17 protein-coding genes and 2 pseudogenes are annotated in these 15,824 nt (G+C 59.4%); 9 read left to right on the top strand and 10 right to left on the bottom strand.

Going from position 1 to position 15,824, the window contains the following annotated elements; all coding sequences use genetic code 11:
• Positions 1–430 precede the first annotated feature (430 nt).
• From M6G53_RS20100 to M6G53_RS20090, 3 genes and pseudogenes are all read right to left on the bottom strand, one after another.
• Positions 431–727, bottom strand: coding sequence for a TM2 domain-containing protein (locus M6G53_RS20100; protein ID WP_253334059.1), 297 nt, complete (start codon positions 725–727; stop codon positions 431–433).
• A gap of 248 nt (positions 728–975) precedes the next feature.
• The gene (locus tag M6G53_RS20095) at positions 976–1,080 is read right to left on the bottom strand and encodes an ogr/Delta-like zinc finger family protein (protein WP_253334057.1); all 105 of its coding nucleotides are present in this window, start codon (positions 1,078–1,080) and stop codon (positions 976–978) included.
• Positions 1,081–1,182: 102 nt separating this feature from the next.
• Positions 1,183–1,599 (bottom strand): annotated as a pseudogene (locus M6G53_RS20090) (phage late control D family protein); the annotation flags it as partial.
• Between M6G53_RS20090 and M6G53_RS20085 the strand changes: the two are divergent.
• Positions 1,600–2,364 (top strand): annotated as a pseudogene (locus M6G53_RS20085) (phage integrase); the annotation flags it as partial.
• A gap of 159 nt (positions 2,365–2,523) precedes the next feature.
• On the opposite strand, the gene cpxP reads toward M6G53_RS20085, so the two are convergent.
• Positions 2,524–3,003 carry a cell-envelope stress modulator CpxP gene (cpxP, locus tag M6G53_RS20080; RefSeq protein ID WP_253334055.1) on the bottom strand — a complete coding sequence of 160 codons (480 nt, stop codon included), beginning with the start codon at positions 3,001–3,003 and terminating at the stop codon, positions 2,524–2,526.
• A 148-nt stretch (positions 3,004–3,151) separates the two neighbouring features.
• Between cpxP and cpxR the strand changes: the two genes are divergently transcribed.
• The 5 genes from cpxR to M6G53_RS20055 all read left to right on the top strand — a co-directional run bounded on the left by cpxR (position 3,152) and on the right by M6G53_RS20055 (position 7,367).
• Positions 3,152–3,850 carry an envelope stress response regulator transcription factor CpxR gene (gene cpxR / locus M6G53_RS20075; protein ID WP_126192666.1) on the top strand — a complete coding sequence of 233 codons (699 nt, stop codon included), beginning with the start codon at positions 3,152–3,154 and terminating at the stop codon, positions 3,848–3,850.
• Complete coding sequence (gene cpxA, locus M6G53_RS20070) at positions 3,847–5,241, top strand: envelope stress sensor histidine kinase CpxA (protein WP_253334053.1); 1,395 nt, start codon at positions 3,847–3,849, stop codon at positions 5,239–5,241. Before cpxR ends, cpxA begins: the two co-directional genes overlap by 4 nt.
• Before the next feature lie 43 nt (positions 5,242–5,284).
• A complete protein-coding gene (gene trmL / locus M6G53_RS20065; RefSeq protein ID WP_253334051.1) occupies positions 5,285–5,758 on the top strand; it encodes a tRNA (uridine(34)/cytosine(34)/5-carboxymethylaminomethyluridine(34)-2'-O)-methyltransferase TrmL in 474 nt (157 codons plus the stop codon).
• A 60-nt stretch (positions 5,759–5,818) separates the two neighbouring features.
• Positions 5,819–6,592: a CHAD domain-containing protein gene (locus M6G53_RS20060; protein WP_253334049.1), complete on the top strand. Its 774-nt coding sequence runs from the start codon at positions 5,819–5,821 to the stop codon at positions 6,590–6,592.
• A gap of 103 nt (positions 6,593–6,695) precedes the next feature.
• Complete coding sequence (locus tag M6G53_RS20055) at positions 6,696–7,367, top strand: DUF3313 domain-containing protein (protein WP_253334047.1); 672 nt, start codon at positions 6,696–6,698, stop codon at positions 7,365–7,367.
• Between the two features lie 61 nt (positions 7,368–7,428).
• On the opposite strand, the gene cysE is transcribed toward M6G53_RS20055, so the two are convergent.
• The 5 genes from cysE to M6G53_RS20030 all read right to left on the bottom strand — a co-directional run bounded on the left by cysE (position 7,429) and on the right by M6G53_RS20030 (position 10,616).
• Positions 7,429–8,250, bottom strand: coding sequence for a serine O-acetyltransferase (cysE, locus tag M6G53_RS20050; protein ID WP_253334046.1), 822 nt, complete (start codon positions 8,248–8,250; stop codon positions 7,429–7,431).
• 107 nt (positions 8,251–8,357) lie between these two features.
• A complete protein-coding gene (gene gpsA / locus M6G53_RS20045; RefSeq protein ID WP_253334045.1) occupies positions 8,358–9,377 on the bottom strand; it encodes an NAD(P)H-dependent glycerol-3-phosphate dehydrogenase in 1,020 nt (339 codons plus the stop codon).
• A complete protein-coding gene (gene secB / locus M6G53_RS20040; protein WP_004931139.1) occupies positions 9,377–9,847 on the bottom strand; it encodes a protein-export chaperone SecB in 471 nt (156 codons plus the stop codon). Before secB ends, gpsA begins: the two co-directional genes overlap by 1 nt.
• A gap of 57 nt (positions 9,848–9,904) precedes the next feature.
• Positions 9,905–10,153 carry a glutaredoxin 3 gene (grxC, locus tag M6G53_RS20035; protein ID WP_004931142.1) on the bottom strand — a complete coding sequence of 83 codons (249 nt, stop codon included), beginning with the start codon at positions 10,151–10,153 and terminating at the stop codon, positions 9,905–9,907.
• A gap of 28 nt (positions 10,154–10,181) precedes the next feature.
• The gene (locus M6G53_RS20030) at positions 10,182–10,616 is read right to left on the bottom strand and encodes a rhodanese-like domain-containing protein (RefSeq protein ID WP_253334044.1); all 435 of its coding nucleotides are present in this window, start codon (positions 10,614–10,616) and stop codon (positions 10,182–10,184) included.
• Positions 10,617–10,913: 297 nt separating this feature from the next.
• Here M6G53_RS20030 and gpmM point away from each other — a divergent pair, with 297 nt between their 5' ends.
• Genes gpmM through M6G53_RS20015 form a run of 3 tightly spaced genes read left to right on the top strand, consistent with a single transcriptional unit; the run spans position 10,914 to position 14,752 of the window.
• Positions 10,914–12,458, top strand: a complete 1,545-nt coding sequence (gpmM, locus tag M6G53_RS20025; protein ID WP_253334043.1) for a 2,3-bisphosphoglycerate-independent phosphoglycerate mutase — start codon at positions 10,914–10,916, stop codon at positions 12,456–12,458.
• Between the two features lie 9 nt (positions 12,459–12,467).
• On the top strand, positions 12,468–13,802 hold the full coding sequence (gene envC / locus M6G53_RS20020; RefSeq protein WP_253334042.1) for a murein hydrolase activator EnvC: 1,335 nt from the start codon (positions 12,468–12,470) through the stop codon (positions 13,800–13,802).
• Positions 13,803–13,804: 2 nt separating this feature from the next.
• The gene (locus tag M6G53_RS20015; RefSeq protein ID WP_253334040.1) at positions 13,805–14,752 is read left to right on the top strand and encodes a divergent polysaccharide deacetylase family protein; all 948 of its coding nucleotides are present in this window, start codon (positions 13,805–13,807) and stop codon (positions 14,750–14,752) included.
• A gap of 42 nt (positions 14,753–14,794) precedes the next feature.
• On the opposite strand, the gene tdh is transcribed toward M6G53_RS20015, so the two are convergent.
• Positions 14,795–15,820, bottom strand: a complete 1,026-nt coding sequence (gene tdh / locus M6G53_RS20010) for an L-threonine 3-dehydrogenase (protein WP_253334038.1) — start codon at positions 15,818–15,820, stop codon at positions 14,795–14,797.
• Positions 15,821–15,824 lie beyond the last annotated feature (4 nt).

The following is a 15,824-nucleotide window of genomic DNA, read 5'->3' as shown; positions in this document are numbered from 1 at the left end:
GGGTGAGTCGATGCGTAAACTGGCGCAAACCGATCAGACGAGTTAAAAACAAGAGTAAGAAATAAACAGCGCGAGAAGAGCGATCGGAATCGCCGGAATCACTGATCGAAATCATCGGAATACACAGAACCCATTGGGCGGTAGCATCCACGCAAAAGAGCGTCCACATCCCGTCCACACCCTAGCAATTTAGAGCACATTCCAGCCCCTTTGTGCACCTGAGTAATTTGTTGTTTTAGAAAATTTTGCACATAAGTGACTGATAAAAAAAACCCCGCCATCATGGCGGGGAAGACAGGGATGGGGTTGTCTTAAAACAATTATCACACTGTTTTAAAAAATATTATTTCATCTCCGTCCACCAAACGTCCACATCGACCACATTGATAAAAAAGCCCCTTATCAAGGGGCTTTCGTTTATCGACACTATTCAACCATACTTTCTTGCAAATTCTTCATCGGAATTGCAAAGGTAAACAATGAACTCGATAAAGGCGATGATTGAAGGAATAAATGTCCAGCAAAAGATCAAATACAAAAATCCCTGCCCTATTTTACCTAAGTAAAATTTATGAACCCCGAAGCCACCAAGGAAAAAAGCTAAGAGTGCAGCTGTAATGCGGCTCTTCTCGCCAGTTGCTCCTTGCGCGGCGCCGCAGCTTGGGCAAGCCTTTGCTGTTTCGTGTATTTCTTTGCCGCATCCTCGGCAGAAAACCATACTCGACATAGTGTGTAGTCCTTTTAAATTTAAAGATTTATTGCCTGGATATAGTATCAATAATTTTGAAGTGGCAGAAGATCTTCGGGTAATCAACCGTTCTTGATGAATGGTTTTCTGATTTGACAGTGCTTTTGAATCAACCCGCCGTCTCGGCGGGTTATGGGGTTACAGATTCAGAGGGAGTTGACGTACCGTAATGGCTGCAGGGGAAGGCTTGCCACGGCAGCCTGAAGCCATCTGACAGATCGGGCGGATTAGGGGGGGGAAATATACCGCTCCAATGTTGTCGTTGTAGCAAAGGTGCAACCACACAGCATATTGTTGCACTGGAGGTAACTGCGCAGGGTGATGTTGCTCATTGCTTCACTGGTGCCGAGTCGTTGCTACTGCGCCACAACGCGGACATCTGAACGCCATGGGGTATTGCCTTGGTTTTGGGGTTTGCCTTTGGTAACTCTATATCACTCATCGGCTGTTTTGTCGGCAGACTCCCTTTCGGTGCCTTTGACTTTGACCTCCAGCTCCAACGCCGTCTGATAGCCCTGCTCCCCTACGGTATGCCCCCTGGCGATCACCCAATCAGCATTGTCGATCACCGATTTGAACCCGACCACTTTCGCATGCAATTCAGGGTAAATATCCGGGCGAGCGCGCGCCAGCGTAATACCAAACTCGGCGGCGCCGCGCTGAAGTTGCGACCATTTCGCCGCAGCGGCACGGCGGGCAGCTCGCTCTGTTCTGAAGGTCTGACGCATCACAAGCATATTACCTTTCGCGCCTTCCAGGTAATCGCCCTCGCGGCTACTGGAAGCGTGTGTCTTTTGCTTTGTCGGCTTCCGTCGACGCTTAATGGCTGTTGCAGGCTTTTTACCGTAGTTGGTGAGATTGAGAATAAGCACCTGATTAAGACCATCACGGTGCTGGGAAATCCACTGGTCAATGAACTGGATAAGCGGATGCTGATAGAGCACCGCAGCCTCAGGTTATCCGCAGGGATCAGCGTATCAACCATCAACCGTGACATATACCGGCTATCCGGCATGTTAGTGCACTGTGCAAAATTAACGAGTTCGCAGGTGAAAACCCCGTGCTCGGGTTGCCGCCATTACCGGAGAAGGATCCCGGTATGACGTTCCTGTCGGTTGAAGAAATCGTAAGGTTGCTTAAGATGCTCAAAGGTGACTATCGGCTGATTGCATTGCTTTGTCTGAGTACCGGCGGTCGCAGGGGGAAGTGAGCACGCTGAAGGCGCCGCAGGTTGTTAACAGCCGCGTGGTATTTCGGGAACCAATAACGGCAAGCGGCGAATTGTTCCGATATCTGCCGAACTGGAAAAAGAGATATATAGCAACGCCAGCGCGCCACTGTTTAAAGTGGACTACGAAAATTTCTGTAGAAAACTGAGAAGGGTTAAGCCCGATTTACCACGCGGGCCGGCCACGCATGTGCTTCGGCATACATTTGCAGGCTGGTTCATGATGAACGGGCGAAACATTATTGCGTTACAGCAGATTCTGGGGCACGTCAGCATACAACAGACGATGGTTTATGCTCACCTTGCCCCTGATTACCTGCAACACGCAGTAACGTTAAGCCCTCTCGGCGGCGGGCTGGTGGTGTGGCAATGTAGTCTACACCCGTAACGCTATATCCTTCTTGTAACTGCTTATGACTGTTGCAAGGATGCTTGATTTATAATGGATTCTTTCTAATCGCCTGATAAAAAAAACCCCGCCATCATGGCGGGGAAGACAGGGATGGTGTCTATGGCAAGGAAAAACAGGGGACTACTCAGTCGTACTTCACTTCTGGGCAGAAGCTTGCTGCAAACCAGAAAGTTGTTGCTCCATCTGCTGCATGCGCTGCTGATGTTTCTGGTCTAAAACACTTTTTTGCTCTGGCGTCAGCAGGTTATACATTTGGTTGCGCACCCGGGCCATTTCGACCTGGCGCTTGACCTGCTGTTGGGCCATCTTTTCCGCCTGGGCATACACGGCGGCTTCGTCAAATTTCTCTGCGGTCACCAGTTTATGCATGGCTTCCATTTCAGCTACATTGACACCAGGCAGATCGTGCCGGGCCTGGCGCATCAAATCGCGCATTTGCTGGCGCTGCTGTTCGCTGAGGCTGACACCGTCGAACATATGGTGCTGGCCAGGTATTCGGGTATTCGCGTCGTTGCCGGGAGGTTGGGCCGTGTCCGGTATAGTGTCGGCAGCGAAGGCAGCGGTCGAACCAATTGCCAGCAGTGATGCCATAACTAATGCGGTCACCTTACGCATTTCAACTCCTCAAGCTTTCTCACTTTGCGAATCAACGAGGAGCAGTGTACCGCGACACCTGAAAACCTGCGTCAGTGCATGTAAAACTACGTAAAGTCATGGAATGGCAACAGTTGATGACGTATTTTGCGTCTGGAGGTAAATCATAATGAACAAGATTCTGTTAGTTGACGACGACCGCGAGTTGACCTCGCTGTTAAAAGAACTGCTTGAAATGGAAGGTTTTAATATCATCGTGGCGCACGATGGCGAGCAGGCGTTGTCGCTGCTGGACAGCTCCGTCGATCTGCTGCTGCTCGACATCATGATGCCGAAGAAAAACGGCATCGATACGCTGAAAGAATTGCGCCAGCATCACCAGACGCCGGTCATCATGCTGACCGCGCGCGGCAGCGAGTTGGACCGAGTGCTGGGCCTGGAACTGGGGGCCGATGATTACCTGCCAAAACCCTTCAACGATCGCGAACTGGTCGCACGCATTCGCGCCATTCTGCGCCGTTCCAACTGGAGCGAACAGCAGCAGCAGGTCGACAGCGGCGCCCCGACGCTGGATGTCGATGGCCTGCAGTTGAATCCCGGCCGCCAGGAGGCCAGCTTCGACGGCCAGGTGCTGGATCTGACCGGCACCGAGTTCACCCTGCTGTACCTGTTGGCACAGCACCTCGGCCAGGTGGTGTCGCGCGAACTGCTGAGCCAGGAAGTGCTGGGCAAACGCCTGACCCCGTTCGATCGCGCCATCGACATGCACATCTCCAACCTGCGGCGTAAGCTGCCGGATCGCAAAGACGGGCATCCGTGGTTCAAAACCCTGCGCGGGCGTGGTTATTTGATGGTATCTGCAACATGATCAACAGTTTGACGGCACGCATCTTCGCCATTTTCTGGTTCACGTTAGCCCTGGTGCTAATGCTGGTGCTGATGGTGCCCAAGCTCGACTCCCGCCAAATGACCTCGCTGCTCGACAGCGAGCAGCGGCAGGGATTGATGCTGGAACAGCACGTCGAGGCCGAGTTGCAAAACGATCCGGCCAACGATCTGATGTGGTGGCGCCGCCTGTTCCGCGCCATCGACAAATGGGCGCCGCCGGGCCAACGCCTGCTGCTGGTCACCAGCGAAGGCCGGGTGATCGGCGCGCAGCGCAACGAAATGCAGATCGTCCGCAACTTCATCGGCCAATCCGACAACTCGGATCATCCGAAGAAGAAAAAATACGGTCGCGTTGAACTGGTGGGGCCGTTCGCGGTGCGCGACGGCGAAGACAACTACCAGCTGTACCTGATCCGTCCCGCCAACAGCCCGCAATCCGATTTCATCAACCTGATGTTCGACCGGCCGCTGCTGCTGTTGATCGTCACCATGCTGATCAGCGCCCCGCTGCTGCTGTGGCTGGCCTGGAGCCTGGCGAAACCGGCACGCAAGCTGAAGAACGCCGCCGATGACGTGGCGCGCGGCAACCTGAAGCAGCATCCCGAGCTGGAGGCCGGCCCGCAAGAGTTTCTGGCTACCGGTGCCAGCTTCAACCAGATGGTCAGCGCGCTGGAGCGCATGATGAACGCCCAGCAACGGCTGATCTCGGACATCTCGCACGAGCTGCGCACGCCGCTGACGCGCTTGCAGTTGGCCACCGCGCTGATGCGCCGCCGCCACGGCGAGGGCCACGAGCTGACGCGCATCGAAACCGAAGCGCAGCGGCTGGATTCGATGATCAACGATCTGCTGGCGCTGTCGCGTGGGCAGCAGAAGGGCGAGCTGGCGCGCGAGCAGCTGAAAGCCAACGACCTGTGGGCCGACGTGCTGGACAACGCCCGTTTCGAAGCGGAACAGATGGGCAAGCAGCTGGAAATCACCGCGCCGCCCGGCCCGTGGACGCTGTTCGGCAACGCGAGCGCGCTGGACAGCGCGTTGGAAAACATCGTACGCAACGCCCTGCGTTATTCGCACACCCGCATCGCCGTGGCGTTCAGCGCCGACAATCAGGGCGTGACCATCCAGGTTGACGACGACGGCCCCGGCGTCAGCGCCGAAGACCGCGAGCAGATTTTCCGTCCGTTCTACCGCACCGATGAAGCGCGCGACCGCGAATCCGGCGGCACCGGCCTCGGCCTGGCGATCGTCGAAGCGGCGGTCAATCAGCATCGCGGCTGGGTGAAGGCCGAAGACAGCCCGCTTGGCGGCCTGCGGCTGGTGCTTTGGCTGCCGCTGCATCATCAACGCCTGTCGACTAAGACAGAACAGTAAGAGTTTGCTATCCTGCGCCCCTCGTTCACGAGGGGCCTGCAACATGCTGAACATCGTTTTATTTGAACCCGAAATTCCACCCAACACCGGCAATATCATCCGCCTGTGCGCCAATACCGGCTTTAATCTGCACCTGATCGAACCGCTGGGTTTCCCGTGGGACGACAAGCGCCTGCGCCGCGCCGGGCTGGACTACCATGAGTTCACCCGCGTCAGTCGTCATGCCGATTACGCCGCCTTTCTCGCCGCCGAACACCCGCAGCGGCTGTTTGCCTTGACCACCAAAGGCACGCCGGCGCACAGCGCCGTCAGCTACCAGCCCGGCGACTACCTGCTGTTCGGCCCGGAAACGCGCGGGTTGCCCGCCGATATCCTCGATGCGCTGCCTGCGCAGCAAAAAATCCGCATCCCGATGCAGGCGCAAAGCCGCAGCATGAACCTGTCGAATGCCGTATCGGTGGTGGTGTATGAGGCCTGGCGGCAGCTGGACTATGCCGGCGCACTGATCAAGGCGTAATTCGCGACGACGCGCCATACTGGAAGCATCATCACTGCGATGCTCTCCCGGGAACGGCACATGGCTTTTGTCGAGGATATTGTCACCCAGCTTCGCCAGCTTGAACTGGCGCTGAACGAGGCGCTGCTGCGGCTACAGCAGGCGCAAGACAGCGAAGCGCTGCACGACCTGCGCGTCAGCCTGCGCCGCATCCGCAGCCTGCTGCGCCCGTTGCGCGGCTGCCCCGGCGCAACACGGCTCGATCGGGCCGCCGCCGAGTTGGGCAAGCTCACGACGCCGCTGCGCGATCTCGAAGTGCTGATCGCCGAACTGGCGCGCCATCACCTGGATTGGCAGGCCAATGTGCGCCAGAGCGATCTTCAGGCCCGTTACCGCCAACTGCTCGCCCACCCGCAGCTCATCGACTTTCCCTCTTTGTTGCGCGCCTGGCCGCGCCGCTTTCGCCGCACCGCGCGGCGCGGCGTCAAACACCGCCTGAACCGACACCTGCGGCGCCAACTGCGGCAATTGCGCCGGGCAGTGGCCGATGCCGGCTACGATCGCCACCGCCTGCGGCTGCGGGTAAAACGCCTGCGCTACGCGGCCGAAGCCTATCCGCAACGCCTCCCCCTCTCCCCTGCCGCGACGGCGGGCCTGAAAGCGGCGCAAAACGCCCTCGGCGACTGGCACGATCGGGAGGTTTGGTGCCTGCAGGCCGAACATCAGGCGGATCTCTGGCCCTTATTACCCCAGTGGCAAACTGAGCAGCGCCAGGCGCTGCTCAGAGCGGATGCCTCGCTAGCCGCCTTATCGCCGACGCTGACGGCAAAAACCGGCGGCGCATCACGATCCTGAAAAAGGCGACGGCAAGGCACGCCCGGCCCCGAAAATGCCCACTGCGGCGCAGATAATGCGCTATGTTTTGTAAGGGCAATCACCACTCATCATAGGAAACCATATGAAGAAACAACGCTTGAGCGTTGCCATGGCGGTTCTGGCAGCGGGCCTGTTGCTGGCGGGCTGTTCGTCCAAAGTCACCCAAACATCGCAATATTCGGGCTTCTTGTCCGATTACAGCAAACTGCAGGAAACCACCTCGCCAAGCGGCCATAAAACGCTGCGCTGGATAGATCCAAACTACAGGGAATCCAACTATCGCGGCCTCTATTTCCAACCGGTGGTCTATTTCCCGGCGGAGAAACCGACCACGCGCGTCAGCCAGGACACGCTGAACAAAATTAAGGCGTATGCGACCCAGCGGATTAAAGCCGCGCTGCAGAACCGCTTCACCATTCTGCCAAGCCCGGCGGGCTCACGCGTGTTGGTGGCCAAACTCGCCATCACCGCCGTTTCCGCGGAAAACGAAGACATGAAGTTCTATGAGGTGGTGCCGGTCGCCGCAGTGGTCGCCAGCACCATGGCCGCCACCGGGCACCGGACGCAAAATACTGCGCTGTATATCGAAGGCGAGCTGATCGATCAGGATACCGGTAAAACGGTGATGGAAGTGGTACGCAAGGCCTACGGCAAAACCGTCAACAACGACAGTACGCCGGTCACGGCGGATGACGTCAAGGCGGCGATCGACGACATCGTCACCGATATCACCAACTTCCCGAAACAGGGCTGACCGCTGCCGGAAAAACACAGGGGGAGCCGAAGCTCCCCCTGAATGGCTGCGCAGACGGCGCTCAAATACCGTCGCCGTACTCGAAGCCGTGATTGGTGCCGTTGAAGTATTGGTCCATATCCATCGACGGCGTATCGCTCTCCGGCCGCCCGACGATGCGCGCCGGCACACCGGCGGCGGTGGTATGCGGCGGTATCGCCTGCAGAACCACCGAGCCCGCGCCGATCTTCGCGCCCTTGCCCACTTCAATGTTGCCGAGAATTTTGGCGCCTGCGCCTATCATCACCCCTTCGCGAATTTTCGGGTGACGGTCGCCGCTGGTTTTCCCGGTACCGCCCAGGGTGACCGACTGCAGGATAGAGACGTTGTTCTCCACCACCGCCGTTTCACCGATCACGATGCCGGTGGCGTGGTCGAGCATGATGCCGCAGCCGATGGTCGCCGCCGGGTGGATGTCCACGCCAAAGGCGACGGAAATTTGATTTTGCAGGTAGATAGCCAGCGCTTGCCGCCCTTGCTGCCACAGCCAGTGACCGATGCGGTAAGCCTGCAGCGCGTGGAACCCTTTCAGGTAAAGCAGCGGCGTGGAGTATTTATCGACCGCCGGATCGCGCAGCCGCACCGCCAGGATATCGCGCGCCGCCGAAACGATCATCTGGCTGTCGGACTTGTAGGCCTCTTCCACCACCTCGCGCACCGCGATGGCGGGCATGATCGGCGTCGCCAACTTGTTGGCCAACATATAGCTGAGCGCGCTGCCCAGGTTCTCGTGCTTGAGCAACGTCGCATGGAAAAAGCTGGCCAGCATCGGTTCACAATCAGCCAGTGCTCGCGCTTCTGATTTAATGCTGTTCCAGACCTGTTCCAACTCTTCTGACGACATCACATTCCCCTCTGCCTTGCCAAACGGGCCGCTTCACGCGGTAGGTAGCGCGAAGCGGCCCAGGTCATTTGCGGGGTCAGCACGCTGCCCCGGCATATCGTTTTATGTCACGCGCTGGGTTTTTCGTCCTTTCGGGCTCGCCCCAGCAGGCTCAGCGCCGCTTCGCGGGCGTCTTTATGGCAGTAAAGCACCTGATAAATCTGTTCGGTGATCGGCATTTCCACGCCGTGCCGCTGCGCCAGCGCCAATACTTCTTTGGTATTGCGATAGCCCTCGACCACCTGACCGATGCTGTCCTGCGCTTCCTGCACGCCTTTGCCCTGCCCCAGCATAATGCCGAAGCGGCGGTTGCGCGATTGGTTGTCCGTGCAGGTTAGCACCAGATCCCCCAGCCCCGCCATGCCCATGAACGTTGAAGGATCGGCGCCCAGCGCAGAACCCAGGCGGCTCATTTCCGCCAGCCCGCGCGTAATCAGCGCGGTGCGGGCATTGGCACCGAAACCGATCCCGTCGGACATGCCGGCGCCGATGGCGATCACGTTCTTCACCGCGCCGCCAAGCTGCACGCCGATGAAGTCGGGGTTGCTGTAGACGCGGAAGCTCCTGCCGCAGTGCAACAGCTGTTGCAGATCGTCGGCGAACTGCGCATCGGTCGCCGCCAGCGCAATCGCCGTCGGCAGGCCGGCGGCCAGCTCTTTGGCGAAGGTCGGCCCGGAGAGCACCGCCAGCGGGATCGCCTCGCCCAACGCTTCACGCGCCACGTCCTGCAGCAACCGGCCGGTTTCCGCTTCCAGCCCCTTGGTGGCCCACACAATGCGGGCATCCGGGCGCAGATGCGGTTTCAGCTGGCGCAGCACGTCGCCGAACACGTGGCTCGGCACCACCACCAGCACGTCGCGGCTGGCCGCCAGCGCACGCGCCAAATCGGCTTCCGGCAGCAGGGTATCGGGGAAGGGAACGTCGGGCAGAAACGCCTGATTGCAGCGATCTTGCTGCAACGTTTGAATTTGCGCGGGGTTATGCCCCCACAGCATCACGGTATGGCCGTTACGCGCCAGCGTAATGGCCAAAGCGGTGCCGTACGAGCCGGCACCGATTACGGTCATTGAAGCATTGACGGTGTTCATCAGGCATCCTGATGTGGTGCGGCACCTTCGCCTTCCGCCTGCTGCTGCAGATAGTTCATGAACAGCGCGTCAAAGTTGACCGGTGCCAGGTTCAGCTGCGGGAATGTGCCGCGAGAAACCAGGCTGGTGATGCACTCGCGCGCATACGGGAACAGGATGTTCGGGCAGTATGCACCCAGGCAATGCGCCAGCTGCGTGCCTTCGATGCCTGCTACCGAGAAGATGCCCGCCTGTTGCACTTCGCACAGGAACGCCGTCTCTTCGCCCAGGGTCGCCGTTACGGTTACGCGCAGTACCACTTCATACACTTCGTCAGCCAGTTGGCTGGACGCGGTATCCAGATCAAGTTTAACTTCCGGCTGCCATTCCTGCTGGAAAACCTGCGGCGCGTTCGGCGCTTCGAAGGAGATGTCCTTGGTATAAATGCGTTGGATCTGGAAAGCCATTTCGGTGCTGTTTTGTTCTGACATGTGAGTAATACCCTTGGTTAAACGTCCTTATTGACACTCGGTGAACCGGCAAGCTGCTTAAAGCAGCGGATCCAGGCCGCCGCGAGCATCGAGTTCATATAAATCATCGCAGCCGCCGATATGCCGGCCGTCGATGAAAATCTGCGGCACGGTGGTGCGCCCGCTGCGCTCGATCATCACTTCGCGCTTGGCGTTATCGCCGTCGATGGCGATCTCGTTAAACGCCGCGCCCTTGCTGTTCAACAGCGCCTTGGCGCGATGGCAGAACGGACAGGTCGCTTTGGTGTAGATATCAATGTTAGCCATGGATTGCCACCTCAAATAGGTTAAACGGTTACTTACCGCGCACCAGCGGCAGGTTTTCTCCGCTCCAGCCGGCAATGCCGTCTTTCAGCATAGTCACCTTTTCAAAACCGGCCTTGCTCAGGTTTTCCGCCGGCTCGCGAGACGCTGTGCCGTTGGCGCACACGACGATGATCGGCTGCGCTTTGTGTTTTTCCAGCTCGCCCAGGCTGCCTTTTTTGATTTCGCTGGCGGTCAGGTTGATGGCGCTGGCCAGGTGGCCACGGCGGAAGTCATCGCGGCTGCGGGTGTCGACCACCACGGCTTCTTCTTTGTTGATCAGGCGGATAGCTTCACCGCGGGCGATCTCTTTGACCTTGGAGAAACGGCTTTTGAAGGTCATGACGATAACGGCGACCAGCAGAGCGATCCAAGCCAGGCTCAGAATGGGGTGTCTGCTTACGAATGGCATAATTTCTTGCAGCATGGGGTGTAACAACTCCCGTCAGTTAAGGGATAAATAAGTCAAGGTTTCAGAGTATACCTGCCGAGTGCGGCAAATACAGCCAATAAGCAAGCGCGATTGCAGAAACTGCGGGCTGCGCTGAGAAATTCCCGACGTCAGAGCATAAAAGCCCGCGCGATTCGCCGCAACCTTGATCTCTTTGGGCTATTTATCGCCGCCGGCGGTGTAAAATCAGCCGGTTTTTCGAGGGCGAATAGCCATGCCGGCGGCGGGCGCATGGCTATTCGCAGCTTAAAAAGTTCATAAGAGGTCTATGCAATGTCGAGCAACAAAAAACCGATGGTACTGGTGATCCTGGACGGTTACGGCCACCGTGAAGAGCGGCAGGACAACGCGATCCTGAACGCCGGCACCCCGGTGATGGATCGCCTGTGGCGAGAGCAGCCGCATACGCTGATCGCCGCTTCCGGGCTGGATGTCGGCCTGCCCGACGGGCAAATGGGCAACTCCGAAGTCGGCCACGTCAACCTGGGCGCCGGACGCATCGTGTATCAGGATCTGACCCGGCTGGACAAAGCGATCGCCGACGGCGACTTCTTCGCCAACCCGGTGCTGACCGCCGCCGTGGATAAAGCGGTGGCGGCCGGCAAGGCGGTGCATATCATGGGCCTGCTGTCACCGGGCGGCGTGCACAGCCACGACGAGCACATCCTGGCCATGATCAAGCTGGCCGCCCAACGTGGTGCCAAAGCCGTCTATCTGCACGCCTTCCTCGATGGGCGCGACACGCCGCCGCGCAGCGCCGAAGCCCCGCTGCAACGCTGCCGCGACGCCTTCGCCGCATTGGGCGTCGGGCGCATCGCCTCGCTGATCGGCCGCTACTACGCGATGGACCGCGACAATCGCTGGGACCGCGTGCAGCTGGCCTATGACCTGCTGACCGCGGCCAAAGGCGACTACGAGGCCGACGATGCGCTCGCCGGTCTGCAGGCCGCCTATCAGCGCGGTGAAAACGACGAGTTCGTCAGACCGACCGTGATCCGCGCCGCCGGTGAAGCCGATGCCGCAATGCAGGACGGCGACGCGTTGATCTTCATGAACTTCCGCGCCGACCGCGCGCGCCAGATCACCCGTGCCTTCGTGAACGCGGATTTCGACGGTTTCCCGCGCGCCAAACAGGTGCAATTCGGCGATTTCGTCATGCTGACCGAATACGCCGCCGACATCGCGACCGCCTGCGCCTATCCGCCGGCGTCGCTGGCCAACACCTTCGGCGAATGGCTGATGAAGCACGACAAAACCCAACTGCGCATCTCGGAAACCGAAAAATACGCCCACGTCACCTTCTTCTATAACGGCGGCGTGGAAGCGCCGTTCAAGGGAGAAGACCGCGTGCTGGTCAACTCGCCGAAGGTCGCCACCTACGATTTGCAGCCGGAAATGAGCGCCGCCGAGCTGACCGACAAGCTACTGAGCGCCATCCGCAGCGGCAAATACGACGCCATTATCTGCAACTACCCGAACGGCGACATGGTGGGGCATACCGGCGTGTATGAAGCGGCGGTCAAAGCGGTGGAAACGCTGGACGCCTGCATCGCCCAGGTGGTTGATGCGGTGCGCGACGTCGACGGCCAGCTGCTGATCACCGCCGATCACGGCAACGCCGAGCAGATGCGCGATCCGGCCACCGGCCAGGCGCACACCGCCCACACCAGCCTGCCGGTGCCGCTGATTTACGTCGGCAAACCGGCGCGAGCGGTCGAAGGCGGCAAGCTTTCGGACATCGCGCCAACCCTGTTAACACTGATGGGAATGGAAATCCCGCAAGAGATGACTGGTAAGCCGCTGTTCATCGTGGAATAATCCTTCTCCATGAGGGAGAAGGCGTTTTTTGCACTATCAAGGGTAACCCGAAGCGCAAACGCAGGCAGCCGTCCGCTGCCTGAACGCACCGCGCCAAGGACGTTCACCGCCATGTGCGCCAGCGTATTTTGCGCTGGCGTCTTGCTGTTGCCGCTCGCCGGCCAGGCGGCGGAAGACAATAAATCCCAGTTGAAAGACATCCAGCAGAGCATCGCCGAGAAAGAAAAAGCGGTGAAGCAGCAGCAACAGCAGCGCAGCTCGCTGCAAGATCAGCTGCGTCAGCAGGAAAAAACCATCGCCCAGGCCAGCCGCCAGTTGCGCGACACCGAGGGCACGCTCACCCAGTTGGGCAAGGACATTTCCGGCCTGAACGCCTCGATAGCCAAACTGCAAAAGCAGCAATCGACCCAACAAAACCTCCTCGCCAAACAGCTCGACGCCGCCTTCCGACAAGGGCAGCACAGCGCCGTGCAACTGATCCTCAGCGGTGAAGAGAGCCAGCGCAGCGAACGTATTCTGGCCTATTTCGGCTATCTGAACGAAGCGCGCCAGAAAACCATCGAAGAACTGAAACAGACCCGCGCCGAGCTGGCGAAGCAAAAAACCACGCTGGTGGCCAAACAGGGCCAGCAAAAATCCTTACTGGACGAACAACAGACGCAGCAGCAGAAGCTGGAGCAGGCGCGCGGCGCCCGCAAGAAAACGCTGACCGCGCTGGAGGCTTCGCTGGAAAAAGACCAACAGCGCCTGGTGGAACTGCGCCAGAACGAAGCCCGCATGCGCGACAAGATCGCCCGCGCGGAGCGCGAAGCCCGGGCGCGCGCCGAACGCGAAGCGCGTGAAGCGGCCAAGGTGCGCGAACAGGTGCGCATCAAGGAACAGCAGGCGAAGAAAACCGGCACCACCTACAAGCCGAGCGAAGCCGATCGCTCACTGATGGCGCGAACCGGCGGCCTCGGTCGTCCGGCCGGCCAACTGATGTGGCCGGTGCGTGGCCGCACGCTGCACGGCTTTGGCGAACAGCAGCAGGGCGAGCTACGCTGGAAAGGCATGGTGATTGAAGCCCGCGAAGGCAGCGAAGTGAAAGCCGTCGCCGATGGCCGCGTGCTGCTGGCCGACTGGCTGCAAGGCTATGGTCTGATGGTGGTGGTCGAACACGGTAAAGGCGACATGAGCGTGTACGGCTACAACCAAAGCGCGTTGGTCAACGTCGGGGCGCAGGTGCGCGCCGGCCAGCCGATCGCTCTGGTCGGCACCAGCGGCGGCCAGGGAACGCCGTCGCTCTATTTCGAAATCCGTCGTCAGGGACAGGCGGTTAACCCACTGCCGTGGTTGGGAAGATAGATTTGCGCTATGTCAAAACCCGTACAGCTCTGTTAATCGGCTGCCTGCTGCAGGTTTACGCTGCGCAGGCAGGAAAACTTTCCATCGTCATCGATGACGTAGGCTACCGCCCCCATGAAGAAAACGCGGTGCTGCAAATGCCGACGGCGATCTCGGTCGCGGTGTTGCCCAACGCGCCGTATGCCCGCCTGATGGCCACCCGCGCCCACAGCCAGGGCCGCGAAGTGCTGATCCACATACCGATGGCGCCGCTCAGCAAGCAGCCGCTGGAACGCGATACCCTGCAACCTTCCATGAGCAGCGAAGAGATCCAGCGCATCATCCGCAACGCGGTGAACAACGTGCCCTACGCGGTCGGCATGAACAACCACATGGGCAGCGCCATGACCTCCAGCCTGCCGGGCATGCAGAAAGTGATGCAGGCGCTCGAAAGCTACCGCCTGTACTTCCTCGACAGCATGACCATCGGCAGCAGCCAGGCGACCCGCGCCGCGGCCGGCACCGGCGTCAAGGTGATCAAACGCAAGGTGTTTCTCGACGATACCGCGAACGAAGCCGACATCCGCCGGCAATTCAACCGCGCGGTCGAATTGGCGCGGCGCAACGGCTCCGCCATTGCCATTGGCCACCCGCGCCCGGCGACGGTGAGAGTGCTGCAGCAGATGCTGCCGTCACTGCCCGCCGATATCGTGCTGGTCAAACCAAGCTCGCTGCTGAACGAGCCGCAGAGTAACGGCGGCTACGTTCCACCGCCGGTCAAACCGCAGAAACCGCAGCCGAAGAACCCGTTCAGCGGCGGCATCAAGCAGTGCAAGGTCAAGCTGCCGAAGGAAAAAACCAACGCCGGCACCGCGCTGGGCGTCATCGCCGACAGCATTGCCACCTCGCCGCCGGTGACCTTCATCAAGCGCCACTGGCAGCACTGGACGCAAGCCAAACCGCAAGCGTAAAAAAAGGGCCGGCATGCCGGCCCTTTTCACTGTTCGCCGAGGTTAATCCCAGCTCAGCACCACTTTGCCCGACTTGCCGGAGCGCATGGCGTCGAAGCCCTGCTGGAACTCGTCGATCGAGAAACGGTGGGTGATGATCGGGGTCAAATCCAGACCGGACTGGATCAGCGCCGCCATCTTATACCAGGTTTCGAACATTTCGCGGCCGTAAATCCCTTTGATAAACAGCCCCTTGAAGATAACCTGGTTCCAGTCGATCGACATATCCGAAGGCGGAATGCCCAGCATGGCGATACGCCCGCCGTGGTTCATGGCATTGAGCAGCGTGCGGAACGCCGGCGGCGCGCCGGACATTTCCAGACCGACGTCGAACCCTTCGGTCATGCCCAACTCAGCCATCACGTCGTTAAGGTTTTCCTTGCTGACGTTCACCGCACGGGTCACGCCCATCTTGCGCGCCAGTTCCAGACGGTATTCGTTAACGTCGGTGATCACGACGTGGCGGGCACCGACGTGTTTGCACACCGCCGCCGCCATGATGCCGATCGGGCCGGCGCCGGACACCAGCACGTCCTCCCCGACCAGATCGAACGACAGCGCGGTATGCACCGCGTTGCCGAACGGATCGAAGATCGAAGCCAGTTCGTCGGAGATGTTATCCGGGATCTTGAAGGCGTTGAACGCCGGGATCACCAAGTATTCCGCGAAGCAGCCCGGACGGTTTACGCCCACGCCGATGGTGTTGCGGCACAGATGCGTGCGGCCGCCGCGGCAGTTGCGGCAGTGGCCGCAGGTGATGTGGCCTTCGCCGGACACGCGATCGCCGATGCTGAAGCCTTTGACTTCCTGACCGATCGCCACCACTTCGCCCACGTACTCATGGCCGACCACCATCGGAACCGGAATGGTTTTTTGCGACCACTCATCCCAGTTGTAGATATGCACATCGGTGCCGCAGATCGCGGTTTTGCGGATTTTGATCATGATGTCGTTGTGGCCCAGCTCTGGCTGAGGCACATCGGTCATCCAAATCCCTTCTTCCGCTTTCAGTTTTGACAGTGCTTTCATGGTT

The sequence above is a fragment of the Serratia nevei genome (assembly GCF_024160145.1).
Classification (GTDB): domain Bacteria; phylum Pseudomonadota; class Gammaproteobacteria; order Enterobacterales; family Enterobacteriaceae; genus Serratia; species Serratia nevei_A.
This window is presented reverse-complemented; position numbering and strand designations above follow the sequence as displayed.